This window comes from Dermacoccus sp. Tok2021 (assembly GCF_019895135.1).
In the GTDB taxonomy this organism is placed as follows: domain Bacteria; phylum Actinomycetota; class Actinomycetes; order Actinomycetales; family Dermatophilaceae; genus Dermacoccus; species Dermacoccus abyssi.
On record NZ_JAGTHU010000003.1, the window covers coordinates 46,394 to 66,768 of the forward strand.

The 20,375-nt window shown below is 66.0% G+C and carries 17 protein-coding genes and 3 pseudogenes; 9 read left to right on the plus strand and 11 right to left on the minus strand.

Annotated features, from left to right (window positions below; all coding sequences use genetic code 11):
• Positions 1 to 100: 100 nt before the first annotated feature.
• Both K9D12_RS03060 and K9D12_RS03065 read right to left on the minus strand, forming a co-directional pair.
• Positions 101 to 301 (minus strand): annotated as a pseudogene (locus tag K9D12_RS03060) (HigA family addiction module antitoxin); the annotation flags it as partial.
• A gap of 557 nt (positions 302 to 858) precedes the next feature.
• Complete coding sequence (locus tag K9D12_RS03065) at positions 859 to 1,218, minus strand: DUF5997 family protein (RefSeq protein ID WP_223059465.1); 360 nt, start codon at positions 1,216 to 1,218, stop codon at positions 859 to 861.
• 57 nt (positions 1,219 to 1,275) lie between these two features.
• Between K9D12_RS03065 and K9D12_RS03070 the strand changes: the two genes are divergently transcribed.
• A complete protein-coding gene (locus tag K9D12_RS03070; RefSeq protein WP_223059466.1) occupies positions 1,276 to 1,956 on the plus strand; it encodes a LysR substrate-binding domain-containing protein in 681 nt (226 codons plus the stop codon).
• Between the two features lie 247 nt (positions 1,957 to 2,203).
• Here the strand turns inward: K9D12_RS03070 and K9D12_RS03075 are convergent, their stop codons facing one another.
• From K9D12_RS03075 to K9D12_RS03090, 5 genes and pseudogenes are all read right to left on the minus strand, one after another.
• Positions 2,204 to 2,668: a DinB family protein gene (locus tag K9D12_RS03075; RefSeq protein ID WP_225910880.1), complete on the minus strand. Its 465-nt coding sequence runs from the start codon at positions 2,666 to 2,668 to the stop codon at positions 2,204 to 2,206.
• Between the two features lie 187 nt (positions 2,669 to 2,855).
• On the minus strand, positions 2,856 to 4,040 hold the full coding sequence (locus K9D12_RS03080) for a low temperature requirement protein A (RefSeq protein WP_223059468.1): 1,185 nt from the start codon (positions 4,038 to 4,040) through the stop codon (positions 2,856 to 2,858).
• A 96-nt stretch (positions 4,041 to 4,136) separates the two neighbouring features.
• Complete coding sequence (locus tag K9D12_RS03085) at positions 4,137 to 4,970, minus strand: aldo/keto reductase (protein ID WP_223059469.1); 834 nt, start codon at positions 4,968 to 4,970, stop codon at positions 4,137 to 4,139.
• A gap of 1,001 nt (positions 4,971 to 5,971) precedes the next feature.
• Positions 5,972 to 6,356, minus strand: a pseudogene (locus tag K9D12_RS15215) (site-specific DNA-methyltransferase); the annotation flags it as partial.
• Positions 6,357 to 6,615: 259 nt separating this feature from the next.
• Positions 6,616 to 7,395 carry a BPL-N domain-containing protein gene (locus tag K9D12_RS03090; RefSeq protein ID WP_223059470.1) on the minus strand — a complete coding sequence of 260 codons (780 nt, stop codon included), beginning with the start codon at positions 7,393 to 7,395 and terminating at the stop codon, positions 6,616 to 6,618.
• Positions 7,396 to 7,937: 542 nt separating this feature from the next.
• Between K9D12_RS03090 and K9D12_RS03095 the strand changes: the two genes are divergently transcribed.
• The 4 genes and pseudogenes from K9D12_RS03095 (at position 7,938) to K9D12_RS03110 (ending at position 10,351) form a co-directional block, all read left to right on the plus strand.
• The gene (locus tag K9D12_RS03095; RefSeq protein ID WP_240730144.1) at positions 7,938 to 8,213 is read left to right on the plus strand and encodes an EamA family transporter; all 276 of its coding nucleotides are present in this window, start codon (positions 7,938 to 7,940) and stop codon (positions 8,211 to 8,213) included.
• Positions 8,214 to 8,592: 379 nt separating this feature from the next.
• Complete coding sequence (locus tag K9D12_RS03100) at positions 8,593 to 8,739, plus strand: hypothetical protein (RefSeq protein WP_223059471.1); 147 nt, start codon at positions 8,593 to 8,595, stop codon at positions 8,737 to 8,739.
• A gap of 278 nt (positions 8,740 to 9,017) precedes the next feature.
• Positions 9,018 to 9,260, plus strand: a pseudogene (locus K9D12_RS03105) (transposase); the annotation flags it as partial.
• Positions 9,261 to 9,427: 167 nt separating this feature from the next.
• Positions 9,428 to 10,351, plus strand: a complete 924-nt coding sequence (locus tag K9D12_RS03110) for a toll/interleukin-1 receptor domain-containing protein (RefSeq protein WP_223059472.1) — start codon at positions 9,428 to 9,430, stop codon at positions 10,349 to 10,351.
• Positions 10,352 to 10,412: 61 nt separating this feature from the next.
• On the opposite strand, the gene K9D12_RS03115 is transcribed toward K9D12_RS03110, so the two are convergent.
• The gene (locus tag K9D12_RS03115; RefSeq protein WP_129664346.1) at positions 10,413 to 11,600 is read right to left on the minus strand and encodes a protein kinase; all 1,188 of its coding nucleotides are present in this window, start codon (positions 11,598 to 11,600) and stop codon (positions 10,413 to 10,415) included.
• Between the two features lie 529 nt (positions 11,601 to 12,129).
• On the minus strand, positions 12,130 to 13,203 hold the full coding sequence (ychF, locus tag K9D12_RS03120; RefSeq protein WP_223059473.1) for a redox-regulated ATPase YchF: 1,074 nt from the start codon (positions 13,201 to 13,203) through the stop codon (positions 12,130 to 12,132).
• 76 nt (positions 13,204 to 13,279) lie between these two features.
• Between ychF and K9D12_RS03125 the strand changes: the two genes are divergently transcribed.
• Together K9D12_RS03125 and K9D12_RS03130 are read left to right on the plus strand one after the other, a co-directional pair.
• Positions 13,280 to 14,254, plus strand: coding sequence for a DUF389 domain-containing protein (locus K9D12_RS03125; RefSeq protein ID WP_223059474.1), 975 nt, complete (start codon positions 13,280 to 13,282; stop codon positions 14,252 to 14,254).
• 64 nt (positions 14,255 to 14,318) lie between these two features.
• Complete coding sequence (locus K9D12_RS03130; RefSeq protein WP_223059475.1) at positions 14,319 to 15,491, plus strand: DNA recombination protein RmuC; 1,173 nt, start codon at positions 14,319 to 14,321, stop codon at positions 15,489 to 15,491.
• 35 nt (positions 15,492 to 15,526) lie between these two features.
• Here K9D12_RS03130 and K9D12_RS03135 read toward each other — a convergent pair whose 3' ends face one another.
• On the minus strand, positions 15,527 to 17,524 hold the full coding sequence (locus K9D12_RS03135; protein ID WP_223059476.1) for an acyltransferase family protein: 1,998 nt from the start codon (positions 17,522 to 17,524) through the stop codon (positions 15,527 to 15,529).
• 170 nt (positions 17,525 to 17,694) lie between these two features.
• Positions 17,695 to 18,705, minus strand: coding sequence for a 4-hydroxy-3-methylbut-2-enyl diphosphate reductase (locus tag K9D12_RS03140; protein ID WP_118912214.1), 1,011 nt, complete (start codon positions 18,703 to 18,705; stop codon positions 17,695 to 17,697).
• A 55-nt stretch (positions 18,706 to 18,760) separates the two neighbouring features.
• On the opposite strand from K9D12_RS03140, the gene xseA reads away from it, so the two are divergent.
• Positions 18,761 to 20,074: an exodeoxyribonuclease VII large subunit gene (gene xseA / locus K9D12_RS03145; RefSeq protein WP_370633446.1), complete on the plus strand. Its 1,314-nt coding sequence runs from the start codon at positions 18,761 to 18,763 to the stop codon at positions 20,072 to 20,074.
• A complete protein-coding gene (locus K9D12_RS03150; protein ID WP_047310351.1) occupies positions 20,071 to 20,373 on the plus strand; it encodes an exodeoxyribonuclease VII small subunit in 303 nt (100 codons plus the stop codon). The genes xseA and K9D12_RS03150 overlap by 4 nt, the downstream gene beginning before the upstream one ends.
• The last annotated feature ends 2 nt before the right edge of the window (positions 20,374 to 20,375 follow it).

Consider the following 20,375-nt stretch of genomic DNA (forward strand, 5'->3'; position numbering starts at 1 on the left):
GGACCGCGATCGTTTACGCCTCGCCCCAGAAGGCACGCCACCCGCACGTGACGGCGCGCTCGTCGAACGTCGCCGGATGGCTCCCCGCAGCGCCGCGAGGCTAGGCGACGTTCAGAGGGGTGATCGCGGCGATCTGCTCGCTTCCGCGGTCCTCCGCACGATCCAGTTCGTAATGGCTCTGGAGGTTGACCCAGAACTCGGCTGATGTGCCGAAGTACTTCGCGAGCCGCAGGGCGGTATCAACGGTGATACCCCGCTTGCCGTGCACGATCTCGTTGATCCGACGCGGCGGAACACCGACACGTTTTCAACAGCGGATCCGAAGGCCGTATCGGCGCCTTGCCGAGCACAATCGGCGGATCGCTGGCCCGCCGAGTGTCCGTATGGCCTTTGCCGCCGAGGAGACGTAACTGATCGCGTACGGCACCGAGCAATCTCACCGGTCAAACTCGCGCAGGAACTCCTCGCGGCAGCCTCGACCCACCGCCTGGAAGCGGCAACAGCTCCCGAACGCTTCATCCTGACCGCATGCTCACAAGACTCCGGCGTGTAGTGCTTGGGCATGACCCGATTCGCCTTCTGGAAGGTCGGGAACCAAACCCAGGCGCTTCACGTCGAGCGTCACCGCTCCCCAGGTATGCGAACGTTGAGCACACGACTCAGGCCAGGCAGGCCAACGGCCGGCCGCCGTTGTAGGTCACCATGTCACCGAGCGCGGCCGTCACGTCGATCGGGCTCCCCGTTCGGCGCCGTCGAGTTGCCCGTACGCAACGCGCAGGTTCTCTCGGAGTTCCGGGCGAGGGCCAGCTTCGGCCAGGCCCGATCACGACCGCTGCCGGACCACCCGCCGTCTCGGGCTCAGCCCTTCTGCTGTTCCTTCAGCCTGGCGTTCTCGGCGATGACCTTGCGGTGAACCTGACGCTCGTGGACGAGCCATTCCGGCGGGTCGGTGAGGAGCTCACCCACCTGGTCGGCGTTCAACGGTTCGGTGACACCGCTGCGCCGCAACCCCGAGTGGGAGATCCCCAGCTTCGCAGCCGTGACCTCACGCGGGAACGGACCGTTACGGCGCAGGTCGATCAGCCATGCCGGCGGGTCCGCGCGCAGGGCGTCGAGTTGCGCGCGCGTGATCGGGGTGTTCTGAAAGTCTTCCGGCGCGGCGGTCAGCAGAATGCCGAGCTTCTGGGCTGCCGTGGACGGCTTGAGGGTCTGACTCACCCGAAGAGCCTATGGCACACCGACTCCTTGAGCATGCGACGGCGGTAGCCTGCCCCCGTGAGCGAGAACAGCCCCGAGGTCGCGGCACTACGGATCGGGAAGGTGCGCGGCGTCACTCTCACCAAGTGGCAGCGGGTGTGGGGCGAGCGCTTCGAGGCTCCCCTCGCCGTGAGCGATGTGGCCGACGCCGAACAGCTCGTCGGCCTGCGCGACGGAAGCCTCGACATGTGCTTCGTACGTCTGCCCATCGACCGAGAGGGTCTCCACGCGATCCCGCTCTACGAGGAGCAGATGGTGGCGTGGGTGTCCAAGGAGCACCCCATCTCGGCTGTGGACGACGTGAGGCTCGCAGACCTCGAAGACGAGCAGGTGGTCACCGAGCTTAACGCCGCAGCAACAGATCTCGTGCTGGGCGGCGCTGTGCTGGTCGTGCCGATGTCCATTGCCCGCGGTGCCAGCCGGCGCGACCTGACCTACCGACCGATCATCGACGCTGAACCCGCCCCAGTCGCCCTCGCCTGGCGAATGGACGATGAGAACGCATGCCTCGAGGACTTCATCGGCGTGGTCCGAGGCCGCACGGTCAACAGCTCGCGAACGACCCAGAATGGGCCTGCCTCCCCGGCCCGCGGTTCCGCCGAGAATGATCGCGGCAAACCCACCCGCACGTCCGCGAACCGCGCGAGCTCCCGCGACGGCCGACCGTCGGCGACAAAGAGAAAGCGGAGGGGCCGCTGAGCGACCCTTCGACGTGGAACCCGTCGGCCCAAATCGAACAGCGCCTCATACGTCGCCGTGCCGCACCGGGGCCGGCGGGCGGCCAGCATGAGACTCACGCGCGTCTCCTCGACGCCGACGTGAGCGGGGTGCGGAGGACGGTGGTGGCCCGGCCGGCCGGAAAATCCTGGCGCGGGTGAGCGAGAAGCATCCAGGCGGCACTCCCACTGCCGCAGTCAGGGACTGATGCGGCGACGACCGTGGTCGTTCAGCGCCCCTGGGCCGCGACGTCGTCGAGGGCGTCCAGGTCGCGCAGGGCGTAGCGCAGGTGTTCCCACTCCTCCTCGAGGATCACGTGGAAGCACGAGCGCACCGTCTCCGGATACTCGGGGCTCCACGGGTGGCGGCGTTCCTCGTCCAGGCCGGCGTCGTCCACGGACGCCAGGAACTCGCGGACCTGGGCCAGGCGCTCGGACCGCACCGCGGGCACCTCCTCGTAGGGCGGGGCGTAGACGCGAAGAAGGCGAGGTCGACACCATCGTCCTCCGCACCCGCGCGGGGCTGGCCGAGCGGGAGGAACGGCTCCTCGGCGCCCTGAATCCCCCGGCTCAGCCAGGCGCCGGTCGCGAAGACGAGGTGGCGCAGGGTCTGGGAGAGGCACCACTCTCCCTCGACCGAGACGTCGACTGCGCCGTCCGGGAGCGCCGATGCGCGGTCGGTCGCCTGGCGCCATGAGCCTTCCACCGCGCCCCGGGCCCCGCGCAGTCCCTCGGCGTCCTCAGCGCGCCGCTGCGTCCCGCAGGCCCCTGCCGACAAAGCGGCACCCTTGAGCTTCCGCGAGTAGGGAACTGCGGACACGTCTTCGAAGGTGCCAGCCGACCCCTGGATTCATTGTCAGACACGCCCTAGGCGTGCTGGCCTCAGTCGACTTGGCCGGCGGCTGCGGGACCGATCCGCGGCCGTCGCACGAGTTCCCACGTCAGGCGCAGGGCGCCGACCGCGGTGAGAGCCGCCAGCACTGACCATGCGGGCATGATCAGCGCTGGCGGGATGATGAGCAGGGATGCGGCCGCCGCGAGGAGACGGTCCGGCACGAGCTGATGGTGATCGCGCCATCGGTAGGCGACATCGGCGGCGTAGAACAGGCCCACCCCGCCACTGAGGGCGATGGCCGGCAGCAGCGGTAACGGGTCGAACACGTGCTCAAGCGCCACGCTGGCGCCGAAGCCGAAGAAGGCGACCCCGGCGACCAGGGGAAGGTGGAGGTAGCTGTAGGCGTCGCGGGCCAGTCGGGCGCGCTCGGGCCCGTCGGCGTCTTCGAGGCGTTGCTCGGCACCGGCGGTCAGACCGAAGTAGGTCCACCACAACGAGGAGGCGATCAGGACTCCGAGGACGGCGGCGGCGAGCACGACCGGTTGCTGCAGGTGCTCGCTGGCCCCGGTGCCCAGCCCGACGACGGCTTCACCGAGCGCGACGATGATGATGAGGCCGTGGCGCTCGACGAAGTAGGAGGGCACTACCCGAAAAACCTCGACCCCGGCGACCAGGGGTCCGCCGAAGTCGATGATGGCTGCACCGATCCAGAGCAGCTCTCGGTAGGGGGCTGGGAAGGCGGCGGCGACGGCGATCAGGACTGGTGCGATGAGCAGGCTCGGGGCCAGCCGCAGGAGGCCTGCACGGAGGTGTTCGTCGTCGTGGGAGGCGTCCACGACGAACAAGACCAGGTGGATGACGCGGATGGCGAGCAGGGCAAGCCCGAAGACGAGGGCTCCGGTGCTGAACGCGGTCGGGAGTGCGCTTGCGGCCAGCAGCATCGCAGCCATGGCGGCGATGACCAGGCAGCGAAATACCACCCGATTCGTGGTGAAGGTGTTGGTGAGCCAGGTGTAGCAGACCCAGGCCCACCACACCGCCAGTAGGCCGAGCACACCATGACCGAAACCCCGCCACGAAACGTCGTCCCGCACCAGCTCGGTCAGCTGCGCCACGGCGTACACGAACACCAGGTCGAAGAACAGCTCGAGGTTGCCCACCGACCCGCTGCCGCTGTCCCGCGCGTCGGCCTCGCTGCCCGGCTCAGAGTTCTCTGACATCCGCGAAATCATCCCCTTTCAAGCCCGGCAACTGCCACCCTCACCGACGGTGCTGCCGCGCTGTCCGGAGCGCTGCCCGGAACGACCGGGCTGCGCCCTTGGGCAGGGTCACAGCATTTCTAATGGTCGCGGTCCGCTCGGGGGCGGAAACGCACGGTCCAGAGCATCCAGGTCTTCGCGGGTCAGCTCCACGTCCAGTGCTGTGGCGTTGTCGCGCACGTGCTGCGGGCTGCTCGCCTTGGGGATCGTGCAGAGCGAGTCGCGACGCAGCACCCAGGCGATGGCCGCCGCCGCGGGGCTGACGCCGTGGCGGGCCGCGACGTCGTTCAGCGTCGTGTCGTGAAGGATGCGGCCCTGCTCGATCGGCGAGTACGCCATGACCGGCAGCTGGTGGTCGGTGCACCACGGCAGTAGGTCGTACTCCGGTCCTCGCCGCGACAGGTTGTACAGCACCTGATCCGTGGCCAGCCCGCTGCTGCCCGGCACGTCCCGCAGGTCGGCGAGGGCCCGGTGGTCGAAGTTGCTGACGCCCCAGTATCGGATTTTCCCGTCCTCGAAGAGCTGTTGGAAGGCCGCGACCGTGTCCTGCAGCGGGTACCCGCCCTGCCAGTGCAGCAGGTAGAGGTCGATCCGATCGGTGCCCAGGCGTTTCAAGCTGCGTTCGCAGGCCGCGATCGTGCCGGAACGGGAGGCGTTGGACGGAAGGACCTTGCTGACCACGAATGCTTCGTCGCGGCGACCCGCCAATGCTTCACCGACCACCTCCTCCGCGCCGCCGTCGCCGTACATCTCGGCGGTGTCGACCAGCGTCATGCCCAGCTCGAGGCCGGCGTGCAGCGCTGAGACCTCGTCGCCGCGGCGGCCGGGGTCCTCTCCCCAGCCCCAGGTGCCCTGGCCCAGCACAGGGATGGACTCCCCGCTCGGCAGCGTTATCCGTCGCATCCGCGATCACTTCCTTCTGGTTGTCCTGAGGTGGGACGTGGGCTGAGATCCTCGAAGTGCCAGCGCGTCCGCGACCGGTGCTGGCTTACTGCGTGGGTCATCGGTCGACTTGGAAGACGGCCCGGACGCAGCTCATCTCATGCGCTACCTACCTCCAGGAGGGTTGGAGCTACCGAGGTGCCGGGTGTCGAGCTGCTAGTCAGCCCCGCCTGCGCCATGTGGCGTACCGGGCTGCTCACGAGCAGTTTCCGGCGTCGGTGGACTGAACAGTACTCCCACGGCGAAACAGAGGGAAGAGATCATCGGGTGAGCGGCTGGTGACCAGGTTCCCGTCTCGAGCCACCCCCATGGTCCACCACATTCGCGCCGGTGTTGCGCAGGTCGGTGCGGATGCTGGGGAATGAGTCAGGCTCCAGCCGGTCACGAGACGTTATGGCCCTGCTCGGTCTGCCCGACCACCCCACTTTCCGCCCCCGCTCGCCAGTACTGGCCGCGGCCCCGCGCGATGCTCGGCGGACCGCGGACCTCGTTCCTGCTGCCCGCGCCAACCGAACCCGGCGGCTACCTGCGCGTCATGGCTCTGGGCATGCCTCAAGACGCTCCCCGCCACCTGAGCCTGGTCGTCGTGCTCTCACCCTGCGAGGACCTGCACGGGCTAGCCCACCGCGAGCTCGAGGTTCTTGGCCTGCTGATCGCCTGTCAGAGGCATCGAACATTTCACAGGACACGCGGCGAACTCTTCGCCGAACCGGATGATCAGCGGGGTCTGCGAAGAATAGTCCTCGCCCGCTGGCGGGTGCCGTCGTCGCCGGTCAGTACATCTGGGACGGCTCCAGGTCGATGCGCACCTCGACCAAGCTTGTAACCGGCCCGGGTCGAACGCCGCCGCCATCGGGGTATTGACCGCATCTGTGGTCGCGGTAATTCGTCGAGCTCCATCCCCGATATGGAATCGGGTGATGCACTCGAGGATCTCGTCTACGTAACCGTGGCCGCGGTGCTGTGTTGTACGGCGGATCGATGTAGATGCATTTGACCTGGCCCGCGTAGGACCCCAGCAGATGCTTGAGCGCATCTAGATTGTCCCCGACGATGTACAGATTCTCCGACTCAGCGTTCGTCGCGTCGGCGTTGTGCTCAAGGTCAGGCACCATACCGTCTCGGTCCGCGTCGAGGTCAGGTACTTGGCGTAGGACTTCCCGAGGGACTTGAGGTCGTAGCCTCGCGGGTCATCGAGACATCGGTCGAACTGAGCGCGTCCTGAAGGCGGTCGAGCCTGAAGCCACCGTCCTTGTCGAAGTACTCGGGCAGGGCCGCGCGGAGGCGTGTCAGCTCGAAGTCGTTCGTCTTCGTTGTCTCGTTCGCGTCGTGCGCGTCCCTGATCACTTCCTACCTCCAGACGTGAGACCCGTCCTAAATTCGACGGCGTTTCGCAGCTGGAGTGCATGACAGCATTGGTAGTTGCTCAGTCTTAAAAGTCTTGTCAGGAACACGGCAATTTTCGGTTCGAGAAGCGCAAGGAGTCGCCGGTCGCTGGCCGGCCGGAGACCTATTCCGTGGTGCGAGGAGTGAGCCTTTAGAGGACAAGAGTGGGCTTTGTTGCTCCCCCCTGGGCCAATTGTCTCGCACTTGGCCGTCCCGACGGTCAACTGAGAATCCGTTTGACGAGCGGGAGCGCATATCGCCAGTCGTCGCCGTCTTGATCAGAGAGATCGGCGTCCTCGAACCAGGTTGCGTCCGCCTCCGGATGAGGGCCAATCAAGCCCACACTGCCATCGCCAAACCGATAACACGCGGCGGCGAGGTCGCCTGTCTCGTAATGGGCGTAGGCCTCAGCGCCGTCTACAGGCAACCGCGCGCCCTCTTGGAAGTAGGTCCATCGCAACGTGTCGCCCCACGTGACTGCCACCACATCATCCGCACTATCTTTCACAGGGAAGTCGGGAACGCCCACCTCCCCCTCGACGGATTCACTGAAAAAGCCGAAGCCCTCGCTCCCTGCAAGATATGCACCCATGCAGATGCCGAGGTAGCTACCGCCGGTGGCCACAAAGTCACTCACCCCGCGGATGAAATCCGCAGGAAAACTCTGGGCAGCGGCACGAATATCGTCTCCACCGCCCGGCTGAGCGTAAAGAGCGACTCCAGAAAGGGCGCTTGATTCGAGAGGGAATTCTTCGTGCGGGCCGATAAACGCAACGTCCATACCAAGCGGTGATTGCGACAGTCGCTCAGCAAGAGTTTCCGAGCATCCTGCGCACCCCGCCGGTCCGCGGTACACCAGGGCGATCCGCGCATCCGAAGTCTCGTCGTCGTTCCTGCTGATGGGTGCACATCCGTTCGCTAGCCCAGCGAAAGGGACCGTCAGCAGCCCAGCGAGGACCGACCGGCGCGACCGTCCAGCAGGTGATTCGAACGTACCCATACTTCAATGCTAGGTGGGCTTGGTCCACTGCCCGAAGCGACCGGTGCAGCCTGCTCCTGGCCTCTGATCGTTGAATGCGCCCCGAAGTCAGGGGCTGCTGCTCGGATGGGTGACATTGGATCGTCACGCAGCCTGGTCGGCTGGCTCAAAGTTAGTCTGCAGGTCCAGTTTCGACGCCGGGGAGGGGTGACCGTCTCTTCGCACACGAGGATGTGGGGCTCGCAGTAGCCCGGGTCCTTGGGTTCGGCCCACGAGTACGCGTACCGGTTGGCGGTCGTGGGGATAAGCGCCACGTCCTTGTTGGCCCAGCGCAATTCGAGCTTTTGCGGCTACCCATCCAACGACCCGCTCCTTCCACCGGGACCGCCCTTTCAAGCCCAGCGACAGGGACTCTCGGCGGCGCCTCACCGCCTCACGAATCCCGGCGTCGGGCGCGCCGCCGCGATGGGCGCTGTCGTCGACCTGGACGGCATTGCCCTCATGCCTGTACTCCTGCTGACCGGCGCACCGCTTCCGCCCAACCGATGATGGTCGGGATCTACATGGCACTGGTCCCGATGCTCCTGGGCTATCTGCTCTTCGGGTATGGCCTCACGCGCGTCACTCCAAGCGCCGAGACAACGCTCACGCTCGCTGAACCCTCGATCGCCGCCCTCCTGGCCGTGGTCCTCGTCGGTGAGCGCCTCCCCGCCATCGGATGGGCTGGTCTCGCGGGCATCTGCGCCTCGCTTCTGGTCCTCTCGCTCGCACCTGCGACACAGGAGTGTGCCGCCGAACCGTCACGTTCGCGCGAGCTCCCGATACGTCAGGAAGCTTGAATCAGTCAGCCTGAGATAGACATCGGGTAAGACCTGGAGATGCGCCCCAGTACCGGGATGAAATCACTGGGTCCGGCCCAATAAGGTCCGTGGAGGGGTTAGATGGCGAAACGAAATTCCACCGCGTTCCGTAGCCAAATAACGTCTCCGCTCGTGGCGTTCACGCGCCGCCGAACGGTGTCGCTGGGCTGCGTCAGACTGTACGGATGACACGCAAGTAGCACCTCCCCGATGTCCTCTCTACCTCTCACGTCATCGCACTGCAGGATTCCCTCCTGGCGAACGCGAACCGTTTACTGAAGACTGCACTGAGGTCAGTCGAGGAAGAAATCTCCCGCTCGCGCGGTCGCTTGCGATCCTCGGCATGGAGGAATCGGGGATGGTTATCGCCCTGCACGAGTGTCGGGTCAGCATGGTACGCGCACCGGAAGGCGAAGAATTCGTCAACGACGAGCTGAAGGCGCGGTGGGTGGTGGGGCTCAAGTTCCTGGCGTACGTAAGCCCTGCCCGAATGAATGCCCGCTGAGGGATCCCCCAACGAGCTACTACTTTCGTTTTTGGTACGACATAGAAGCGATCACCATAGCCATAGGGACAGACGCACGTGTAGGTGTCACATGATCTGTGGCGCTGGAGAGCGTTGCAGGGATGGATGTGTACCATGCCTGCTTCCTATCCCCAGGAGTTCCGGGACGACGTCGTCCGCGTCGCGAGGAACCGTGAACCTGGGACCAGGCGACGGATGGCGACGACAGCAGCGTCACCGAGGGCCTCCAGTCTGACTATCAACGACTCACAGATGAGCAATGGAGCTGGATCAAGCACATCGTTCACACAGAAGAGGGCCCTCTCCGCGGGCGGCCACGCACTGACGTACGCAAGATCGTCGACGCGGCTCTTTACAAGACCCGCACTGGTATCCCGTGGCGCGAGCTCCCAGCAGAGTTCGGGTCATGGCAGACCGCTTTACGCCGGCACAACCAACTGGTGGCGAGCTCCCAGTGGGACGAGATCACTCGCGCTCTGGCGGAACGAGACCTGCCCTAGTGAATGAGGTAGTCGAGGCCCTGCTCCACGCCAACCGGTCGCTGCCGGTGCCGCCAACACGGTGCCGAATCTGGCCATGGCCCCAGTTTGTCCCTCGCCGACCGTAGTCTCCTGATGACAGCTGCTCACGTGAGAGCAGCACTCAGCCGACCGGAATGAGGATATCTATGGGCGCAGACCTGTTCATCTCGTACGCCTGGACGTCGGAGGGGCACCGCGAGTGGGTGCGCCTGCTCGCTGCGCAGCTCACGGCACTCGGGTTCGACGTCCTGATCGATGCCGACGTCGACTACGGCGACGACCTGAACGGATTCATGCGCCGAGTCACGGACTGCGAGCACGTTCTGCTAGTCGTGGACCACAACTACGTCGAACGAGCCGACACCAAGCCCGAGTCGGGTGTGGGCAAAGAGAGCCGCTGGATAGCCGAGGTCTACGAGGACCGCGCCCCTGCCTGGCTCTCCACCCTCTTCGTCGACAACGCCTCGTGCGCCCTGCCAGCATGGCTCGGCGAACGGATGCCCAAGGGCTTCGACTTCAATCACTCCCCCGGCAGCCAGCAGGAGTTCCCCGGGGCAGGGCAGATCGAGGATCTGTGGCGCTGGGTCGCAGGGCTGCCGGCCAACCGCGACAGCGCTACGCCTATCGCGACTCTACGTGAGCGAGCCACACGGCTCGAGCGGCAGGAACTGCGCAGTTCCCCAGCCCAATGGAGAAGTCCAAATCTCGTCGGCGAGACGCACTTCATGTACGAAGACGCGCCCGGTAACAGGTTCCATTGGGGCTGTGGAGCCTCTGAGTTCGCGCTCCATATCAGCGGACGCTCGTACGACTCGGTGTACGTGTACAAGGACCCAATCAAGTCCGTCGGCCTGATCCGAGGCATCGACGTCGACGACGCCGATCTCGCGCAGCACCTCACACCCGGACGGTCTGTCGCTCCACAGGTTGGCCACAGCGTCGTTCTCATGAATGCGCACGGGCGACTGGCCGTCGTCGAAATCCTCCGGGTACAGCAAGAGGACACCAGCGGCAGTCAATACGTTCCGCCCTTCGTCGACTTTCGCTGGAGAGTCGTCGAATCGTCCTGACAGTCACTCCGCATACAAAGAAGCTCGTATCGCCGTCGGTTGCCGGTATGAAGGGTGGAATCTACGCCGGGGCTTCACCAGTCACGGTCGTGTCCAGTGCCTCAACGTCAGCGATCAGCTCCATCACCGACTGGTAGCGCCGGCCAGGCTGAGAATCGACGCATTTGTGGATGATCTGCTCGATCGGAGTTGCATCGTTCCGCCCGATGTTTTTCCGCCCAGTGAAGATGTACAGCAGTACGAAGCCAGCCGCGAAGATGTCATGGACAGCACCGAAGTCCTTGAACGAGCCGAGAGCTGGATCGATCTTCGTACCCTTGAGTTCGGTCTCCGTCGTCGTGAACTCGGACCCTTTGAGCTTGGCCAGGCCGAAGTCGGACAGCTTAACCAGCACGGCTGAACCGCCGAAGGTGCGGAGCAGGACGTTCCTGGTGCTCAGATCCCGGTGGAAGTGCCCCTTGGAGTGGATGAAGTTGAGGCCGTAGAGGAACTGCAGCGCGATTCGCTTGCGGGTGGTCGGGCCGAAGCCTGGCTGGTTGTTGCGTTTTGCGATGTAGTCCTCCAGCGAGGTGTCGCAGTGTTCCATGGTGTACGTCCAGTCCGACTCCTTGAAGTTGTAGACCTCAAGGACGTACGGGAACTGAAGCTCCTTCATCAGCTCGAACTCGCGGCGGAAGCGCTCCTTCTCCCGATCATCAGCACCGGGTTTGAGCTTCTTCCTTGCCAAGGTCATGCCGTAGTTCGGATCAGTGAACCGATGGACCAAAGCGAATGCACCCTCGCCGATGGGCGTCAGCTTCACGATGTGGGAATCGGACACTGATACGGCTTGGTCACCGAGGCTGAAGACTGGCGCGTAGCTTTCGACCTCGACGGGAGTGAAGCCTTCTGGGATGGGGCTCCCTCCACTATCAACGAGCCATGCCGGCGCGTTCTCGATGACCCGCTGGTACTCGGGAGTCATGGTAAGCGAGTGACCGGCCTTGTTGAGTAACGTGCGGGCTTCTGTCAAAAGGTCGATGAGACCTAGCAAGTTCCTCGAGTTGTCAGCATTGAAGTGTCCGCTGCTGCCGCCACGGGCCTTGTAGTTCATGTGCTTGAACTCGGCGTCGAGGCCAGCGTGGATGTAGGCGAAGGCGCGGGGCAGGACCTGCTCCCGGCGGTATAACTCGAGGTAGGTCGAGTCGATGTCTCTCTCATAGAACGTGCGCTCAAAGCGCTCCACCCGCTCCTGCTCCATGGTCTTCATACCTCGAGGCTATCGATGACCTATGACAGACTTCCCAAGCTGCTCCATGCGGCGTATCCCGAGGAGTCACTGAAGCCGGTGCGACCTGACTACTATGGCATCCAGGCCCGGTCACGGCTTGCTCTCGCCGTCGAGAGCCTCTCAGTCATTCGCCCGCAACCACTCGTGGCCCCACGTCCATCTGCGGCCTCCGGCGTTTGCGTCCTGAAGGATGGCCCGCCTGCCGAAGAGATTCGACCTCCCGGGCAACCAACTTTTGAGTCAGGGCGATTTATGAGTCAGCGCTCGTGCCGAGCAATCGCCCGCCGAACAATTAGAACTTGCCCCCAGAACAGGCCCTTCGAGGCCGCCTGCCTGCTCCGCGCGCACACCCGAAGGAAGGCAGCCGGCCCCTGCGAGAGCCCCGCAGAGGCCGACCAAAGTCCCCGGTCAGCGGGGCAAATGCTTAGCAACTGATGGTCGATCGGAACTCGTCCGCCGAGCCAGATCGGAAACTGCGAAGGAAAAACCCCTGGTCAGACGCGCTTTTTTAGACGTTGAAGCGGAACTCGACCACGTCCCCGTCGGCCATGACGTAGTCCTTGCCCTCCATGCGGGCCTTACCCCTGGCGCGGGCTTCGGCAACGGATCCGCACTCGACGAGGTCGTCGAAGCTGATGATCTCGGCCTTGATGAAGCCCTTCTGGAAGTCGGTGTGGATGACGCCCGCGGCCTGCGGGGCCGTCCAACCCTTGTGAATCGTCCAGGCGCGCGTCTCCTTCGGCCCGGCCGTCAGGTACGTCTGCAGCCCGAGCGTGTTGAAGCCCTTGTGCGCCAACTGCTCCAGGCCCGGCTCGGTGATGCCGACCGACTCGAGCAGCTCCTTCGCCTCGTCCTCGTCCAGCTCGGCCACCTCGGACTCGAGCTGCGCGTTGAGGAAGATCGCGTCCGCCGGAGCCACCAGCTTCTGCATCTCGGCTTGGAACGCCTCGTCCGTCAGCTGCGACTCGTCCACGTTGAACACGTAGATGAACGGCTTCGCCGTCAGCAGCCCGAGCTCGCGGATCTCGCTCGTGTCGAAACCGACCGAGCTGAGCGTCTTGCCCTCCTCGAGCACCTTCTGCGCGGCCAGGGCAGCCTCGTAGACCGACTTCTCGGTCTTCTTGCCCTTGACCTCCTTCTCCAGACGCGGCACGGCCTTCTCGAGGGTCTGCAGGTCGGCGAGCACCAGCTCGGTGTTGATCGTCTCGAGGTCGGAGCTCGGAGAGACCTTGCCATCGACGTGGTGCACGTCGTCGTCGACGAACGCACGCACGACCTGGCAGATCGCGTCGGCCTCACGGATGTTCGCGAGGAACTTGTTGCCGAGGCCCTCTCCCTCCGAGGCACCCTTGACGATGCCCGCGATGTCGACGAACGACACGGTCGCCGGCAGGATCGCCTGCGAGCCGAAGATGCCCGCGAGCACCTTGAGGCGCGGGTCCGGCAACGGAACGACGCCGACATTCGGCTCGATCGTTGCGAACGGGTAGTTGGCTGCGAGGACGTTGTTCTTCGTCAGTGCGTTGAACATCGTCGACTTGCCGACGTTGGGGAGACCGACGATTCCGATGGTGAGTGCCACGATCGACGATTCTACCGACCGACCATCGGTCGACCTATTCGCCGGGCGTACCCTGCGGCCGCCGTATCGTGAGCGCATGCTGATGCACCTGCGCCTCACCGTGCCGAGCGCACTGTCGTCGCAGGTTCGCACCCGCCTCGTCGACGACGAGGCCGTCACCAACGTCACTGTCTCCCCCGGTGCGGTACTCAAGCCCGAAGGCGACCTCATCGAGGCCGACGTCGCCCGCGAGGCCGTCAGTTTCGTCATCGACGACCTCACCGACATGGGTCTCGGCGACTCCGGCGGCATCGTCCTCAGCGAGCCCCTCGCCACCCCGTTCCAGCGCGCCTCATCGGTGGAGCGTGCGGCCCACGGCGACCCCGACGACGCCGTCATCTGGCGCCTCCTCGTCGAGCGGGCGAAGGGCGCAAGCCACATCACCGTCAACTACCTGGCGTTCCTCGTCATCGCCACGGCTCTCGCCTCGATCGCAGTTCTCACCGACTCGTCGGTGCTCGTCGTCGGAGCGATGGTCGTGGGCCCCGAGTTCGCCGCGGTCGCAGCCACCTGCGTCGGCCTCGCGATGCGCGAGTGGCACCTCGCCGGCCGCTCGTTCGCGCTTCTCGTCTGGACCTTCTGCGCCGCCATCGCCGTCATCACGGCGCTCGCGTGGGTCGGCCTCCACGTCGGGCTCTTCGACGCCGACATGGTGACGCGCGAGCGACCGCAGACGAACTTCATCTGGCGGCCGGACAAGTGGTCGTTCATCGTCGCTCTTCTCGCGGGCGCGGCCGGGGTGCTCGCCATGGCCATCGACAAGTCGAGTGCCATGGTCGGCGTCTTCATCAGCGTGACGACGGTGCCCGCCGCCGGCAATGTGGCGCTCGGCCTCGCGATCTGGGACTGGCAGGAGATCCGCGGCTCGCTGGCACAACTCGGCCTCAACATCGCAGGCATGCTCATTGCCGGCGTCGTGACGCTCGTGGTCGAGCGCCTCGTGTGGCGCCAGCTCGGCGAGGAGAGCCGATTCACCCTGACGCAACGGCACTTCAACCGCGCACACCGCTGACGCGCGGGGCCACCGAAATCCCCGTCGTTCCGCGGTTGTCGGTGGCCCATGCCATCGTGAGGGCATGTCCCCGCTTCTCGCCGTCTCCCTGTTCGCCCTCGGGCTGACGCTCGGCGCCATCGTCGCCTGGCGCCTCACCGCGCTGGTCACCGCGGGGCGCGCACGCGACGACCTCGCCGCCGTCAGTGCCGAGCGTGACGTGCTGCGCGAACGCGTCGTCGACCTCGAAGCCACCGTGAGCGACGACGCCCAGACGGCCGCCGCGCTGCTGCCGCTGCGCGACACCCTGGCCCGTGTCGAACACCAGGTGGCAACGCTCGAACGTGACCGCGTGGAGCAGTACAGCCACGTCGACGTCGCGCTCAAGGACGTGCGAGCCAGCACGGAGCTGTTGCGGCGCGAGACGTCGTCGCTCGCCGGCTCGCTCAACGCCTCGAACGTGCGCGGGCAGTGGGGCGAGGCGCAGTTGCGCCGCATCCTCGAACTCGCCGGCATGCTCAACCGTTGCGACTTCGACGAGCAGTGGCGCGGACACAACGACGAAGGCCGCCCCGTGCGCCCGGACGTCGTCGTCCACCTGCCCGCCAACCGCCAGCTCGTCATCGACGCCAAGGCACCCATGAGCGCGTTCCTCGAGGCGCAGGCCACGGACACCGACGACGCCCTGCGCGCCGCAGCCCTCAAACGCCACGGCAAGGCCCTGGCGGCGCATGTCGACACTCTCGCGTCGAAGCGCTACTGGAGCGCCGTGGCCACCTCCCCCGACTTCGTCATCGCGTTCGTGCCCGGCGATGCCATGCTCGCCGCTGCGCTCAACGCCTCACCTGGCCTGCTCGAGAGCGCCATGGAGCGGCGCGTCGTCCTCGCCTCCCCGAGCACCCTGCTCGCCACGATGCGCAGCGTCGCGGTGCTGTGGCAGCACGCCACCGTCGAAGACAACGCCCGCGAACTCCTCACGCTCGGTCGCGAACTCCACGAGCGCATCGGCACCCTCGCCAAGCACACCCACGACCTCGGCGGCTCACTGCGCCGCAGCGTCGAGGCCTACAACCTCTTCGTCGGTTCCCTCGAATCTCGCGTCCTCGTGACGTCGCGCCGCATGCACGAGCTCGACCTCGCCACCGCACCGGCGCCCGAGGTCACCCCCCTCACCTCGGTGCCGCGTCCGCTCACCCACGAATCGCTCCTCGAGGCGATCTACGACGACCCCGAGGACGACGAACGCCGCCGAGCCTGAAGCCGGGCCGCGAACGACGAGACGAGAACAGCCGACTACTTGGCTGCGGCCGCCTTCGGCTTGTCGGCGTACACCGTCGACACGTCGAGCGGGTCGCCACCCTTCGGGTACGCCACCGCGAGCGCCCGAGAAATGCCCCGCGCCTTGGCTGACGACCCCGTGCCGTTGTTGTGGTTCGCATCATCCTGGAGGAACCACTCGGGGTGCGGCAGGGCTTCCGACGCCCAGTCGTAGACGCGCAGGTTCGGGTAGCGCTTCGTGGCCGCCACGACCTTCTCGTTGAACGCCGCCATGTTCTTGTTGGCGTACAGCGGGTTGTTCACCCAGGCCTGCGTCACCGACGTCACCCACAGCACCTTGGCGTTCTTCGGTATCTGCTTGAGCAGCGCATCGACGCGCATGTCGGCCGTGAACGGCGACTCGCCCTTCGCCATCGTCGCGGCATCGTTCATGCCGAGCGCGATGACCCAGCAGCCGTCGAAGCCTTCGCGCACGTGCTGGGCCACGGCCTCCTTGCCGTTCGTGTCGCTACCGAAGTGCTCGATGATGTTGCGGCCGCCCTTGATGTCCTCGAGCACCGTCGTCACCCCAACGCCCTGGTAGCGCGCGCGGATGCGTTTGGCCGGATCGGTGATGTTGGTCGAGGCGCCGTCCTCGAGCCCGAGCGACGACGAGTCACCGATGTGCACAACCTTCTCGCACGACGTCTTGAGCGGCTTCCCCGGCTGTGGGTAGGCAACGGCAGGAGCCGCAGCGGCCTTCTTCTCCGAGTCCGCATTCTGCTTCGCCGCGATCTCCTTGACCGACATCTGCGGCAGGTTGCCGACCGCCGCCATTGCGCCGACGGAGAGCGCCGTCAGAGCCCCACCACCGACGATGAACGGCGGCAGCACACGTCGGCTCGCACCTGCACGCATCGGCGCTGTGCCGCGCTTCCACGCCCCGACGAGCCCGTAACGACGGATCGGGTCCTCGACCACGACCCAGGACAGCGACGCGATGACAAGCGTCAACACGACGACGATCGTGCCTCGCAGGAGGGTGTTGCCGTAGAACGAACGCTCGGGCAGAAACGCCGCAACCGGCATGTGCCACAGGTAGATGCCGTACGTACGCTCACCGAGCGAGCGCAACGGCTGCACCGACAGCACCTTCGCGATGACGTTGTTCGGGTGTGCCGCGGCGAAGAGCACCATGCACGTCGCGATCGTGAGCAGCGCGATGCCACCGCGGTAGATGAAGGGGGACGTCTCCGTCGTGAACGCCGCGAGCAGGCCGATGCCGACGAGACCTAGGGCGCCGATGAGGGCCACGCCCGCGCGATGAGCAGCACTCGCGAAACGCTCGGCGACGCTCGGGTGCCACAGGAAGGCCAGGGCAGCACCCCACAGGAGCCCGCCGGCACGGGTGTCCGTGCCCTCGTAGGCCCGTGTGGCGTCGGCGTTGCCCGTCGGCGCGACGACGGCGAGCAGGATCATCGAGACGAGCCCGAGCGCGAACGTCACACCGGCGACCTGCTTGAAACGCCCCTTGAACACCGTGAGGAGACCGAGCAGGAGCAGCGGCCACAGGACGTAGAACTGCTCTTCCACCGACAGCGACCACAGGTGCTCCAGCGGCGAAGGCCCCTCGAAGCGGTTGAAGTAGGTGTCGCCCTCGAGGATCGTGCGCCAGTTCGCCACATAGAAGAGAGCCGCGAGCGCCTCGCTCGTTCGCTCACCGAGTTTGTCGGGCGTGAGTAACGCAACCGCGATCATGACGACGACGAGCAGGAGCACGACGGCCGGCAGAAGTCGGCGGGCACGACGGATCCAGAACTTCTTCAGCCCCAGGCTGCCCTTGCGCTGCCACGAACTGATGAGCAGCGACGTGATGAGGTACCCGCTGAGGGTGAAGAACACACCCACGCCCAGCAGGCCACCACTCATGTGTGGCACACCCACGTGGTAGGCGATGACGAGGGCGACGGCAATGGCACGCAGGCCGTCCAACCCCGGGTAATAAGCAGCGCGCGCGTCTGTGGGCCGTGGCACCGGCGTCCTCACTTCAAAAATCGACTCACCACGGTGGAGTTCCCCGCCCACCGCGTGGTCCGACCATAAGAAAGGACTCTTAATGCCCCCTGAAATTCCGGGGCATTCCGGTCACGATTTGACAACGCTCACCCGCGGGGGTGAGCCACAAATCGCCTTACGCCGTGAGGTCAGTGAAGGTCTGCGACGAAACCCTGACCGACGACCTTGGCACCGTCCGGAAGACCGCGCGCCTTGAGGTCGCGACGCAGTTCCATCGGCAGCGCGAACGTCAGCGATTCCTCGGCCGAGATGATCGGCTTGACGTCCTCGTAACCGCGCTCGGCGAGGAACTCGAGAACCTCGCGCACGAGGATCTCGGGAACCGAGGCTCCGGAGGTGACGCCGACCGTGCCGACGCCGTCAAGCCACGCCGGGTCGATCTCGGCGGCGTAGTCGACGAGGTGACCGTCCTTGGCACCGTGCTCGAGCGCCACCTCGACGAGACGCACCGAGTTCGACGAGTTACGCGAGCCGACGACGATCATGAGGTCGGTGTCCGCCGCCATCTCCTTGACCGCGAGCTGACGGTTCTGCGTGGCGTAGCAGATGTCGTCGCTCGGCGGATCCTGCAGTTTCGGGAACTTCTCGCGCAGACGGCGCACCGTCTCCATCGTCTCGTCCACGGAAAGCGTGGTCTGCGACAGCCACACCACGCGCTCCGGGTCGCGAACCTCGACGTTCTTCACGTCGTCGGGGCCGTCGACGAGGGTGATGTGCTCGGGCGCCTCGCCGGAAGTACCGATGACCTCTTCGTGCCCCTCGTGCCCGATGAGGAGGATGTCGTAATCGGCATCCGCAAACCGGATGGCCTCGCGGTGCACCTTCGTCACGAGCGGGCACGTGGCATCGATCGTCTTGAGTGACAGCGCCTTGGCCTCGTCGTGAACGACGGGGGCCACACCGTGCGCCGAGAAGACGACGGTGGCGCCCTCGGGCACCTCGTCGGTCTCGTCGACGAAGATCGCGCCGCGACGTTCGAGCGTCGTCACGACGTGCTTGTTGTGGACGATCTCCTTACGCACGTACACCGGCGGGCCGTAGAGGTCGAGAGCCTTCTCGACGGTGATCACGGCACGGTCGACGCCCGCGCAGTACCCGCGCGGGGCGGCCAGCAGGACACGCTTCGTCTGAGTTTCCACAACCCCATGGTAACGACCCGCGCTGTGTGCCGCCTTGACGCCTACAGTGGGCGGGGTGACGAACGTTCCCCCACACCTTCCTCAGCTGGCGGGTGACACGAGCGCCGAATCGCCGTGGCCCGTGCGCGTGCTGAGCATGAAGATCGCCGAGTACGTCGATCGCATGTCGCCGCTGTGGGTCGAGGGCCAGATCGTCCAGCTCAACGTGCGCGCCCGCACCGCCTACCTCACCCTGCGTGATGCCGACGTCGACATGTCCCTGTCGCTCACCGTCCCGACGAACACGCTCAACGCGATGGGGCCGCTCGTGCGCGAGGGGGCGCGAGTCGTCGTCCACGCGAAACCGACGTTCTGGCCGAAACGTGGCCAACTCATGCTCGAGGGTCGCGTCATGCGTCCCGTCGGCGAGGGCGAACTGCTGCTCCGTCTCGAGCAACTCAAGCGAACGCTCGCGGCCGAAGGCATCTTCGACCGCGACCGCAAGAAGGCCCTTCCGTTCCTCCCCCGCCGCATCGGTCTGGTCACCGGCCGAGCGGGTGCCGCAGAGAACGACGTCGTCGAGAACGCTCGCAGACGATGGCCCGCAGCATGCTTCGAGATTCGGCAGGTCGCCGTCCAGGGCCCCGACACGGTGCAGCAGGTCGGCGGTGCCATCCGCGAACTCGACGAGATCGACGACGTCGACGTGATCGTCGTCGCGCGCGGCGGCGGCTCCTTCGAAGACCTCCTGCCGTTCAGCAACGAAGCACTCGTGCGCGTCGTCGCCGCAGCCCGCACGCCGATCGTCAGTGCCATCGGCCACGACGTCGACACGCCCTTGCTCGACCACGTGGCCGACCTGCGCGCGTCGACGCCCACGGACGCGGGCAAGAGCATCGTGCCGGACCTGGCCCTCGAGAGCTCGTCGCTGCGTGAGGCGCGGGTGCGCCTCAGCCAGGGGCTGCGCGGGCGCTTCGCCGCCGAACGGCGCCACCTCAACGCCCTCGTTTCCCGGCCGGCGTTGGCCGACCCGAGTTCGCTCGTCGCCGACCGACGTGACGACCTCGACCGCATGACGAACCGCAGCGCCTACGCCCTGCGCCAACGCCTCTCGCGCGCCCACGACCAAGTCGCTCACGCCCGTGCGCAGGTCGTCGCGCTCTCACCGCAACGCACGCTCGATCGTGGGTACGCCGTCGTCCAGCAGGTCGACGGCACCCTCGTCACCTCGCGTGAGAGCGTCAGCGCCGACGACCTGCTCAAGGTGACGGTGGCCGACGGCAACTTCGCCGCCACCCCGGTGTCGGCACCCCCGACGCGAGACTCGAAGGCGCCCACGCCGAAGAAGAAGACGAACGCCGCCCGAAAGACACGAGGAGACGACGCATGAGCGACGACACACAGAACGCAGGCGAAGCGACCGGCACCAACGCCTCGACACTCACGGCCGTCGACACCAGCGACATCGCCCAGATGGGCTACGAGCAGGCGCGCGACGAACTCGCGTCCATCGTGTCCACGCTGGAGAGTGGCCGCACCCCACTCGAGGAGAGCATGCGCCTGTGGGAACGCGGCGAGGCTCTCGCCGATCACTGCTCGACGTGGCTCGACGGTGCACAGTCACGCATCGAGGACGCCGTGGCGCGGCGCGAGGGCCGCGACGGTGAGGGTGACGCCGAGCAGAAGTGAGC

Coding starts and splice junctions, on each gene's coding strand:
- K9D12_RS03150 (WP_047310351.1), top strand. CDS start 20,071: ATGAGCGACGACACACAGAACGCAGGCGAAGCGACCGGCACCAACGCC.
- K9D12_RS03085 (WP_223059469.1), bottom strand. CDS start 4,970: ATGCGACGGATAACGCTGCCGAGCGGGGAGTCCATCCCTGTGCTGGGC.
- K9D12_RS03110 (WP_223059472.1), top strand. CDS start 9,428: ATGGGCGCAGACCTGTTCATCTCGTACGCCTGGACGTCGGAGGGGCAC.
- K9D12_RS03080 (WP_223059468.1), bottom strand. CDS start 4,040: ATGATTTCGCGGATGTCAGAGAACTCTGAGCCGGGCAGCGAGGCCGAC.
- K9D12_RS03130 (WP_223059475.1), top strand. CDS start 14,319: ATGTCCCCGCTTCTCGCCGTCTCCCTGTTCGCCCTCGGGCTGACGCTC.
- K9D12_RS03115 (WP_129664346.1), bottom strand. CDS start 11,600: ATGAAGACCATGGAGCAGGAGCGGGTGGAGCGCTTTGAGCGCACGTTC.
- K9D12_RS03075 (WP_225910880.1), bottom strand. CDS start 2,668: ATGGCGCCAGGCGACCGACCGCGCATCGGCGCTCCCGGACGGCGCAGT.
- K9D12_RS03100 (WP_223059471.1), top strand. CDS start 8,593: ATGGTTATCGCCCTGCACGAGTGTCGGGTCAGCATGGTACGCGCACCG.
- K9D12_RS03125 (WP_223059474.1), top strand. CDS start 13,280: ATGCTGATGCACCTGCGCCTCACCGTGCCGAGCGCACTGTCGTCGCAG.
- K9D12_RS03090 (WP_223059470.1), bottom strand. CDS start 7,395: ATGGGTACGTTCGAATCACCTGCTGGACGGTCGCGCCGGTCGGTCCTC.
- K9D12_RS03095 (WP_240730144.1), top strand. CDS start 7,938: ATGGCACTGGTCCCGATGCTCCTGGGCTATCTGCTCTTCGGGTATGGC.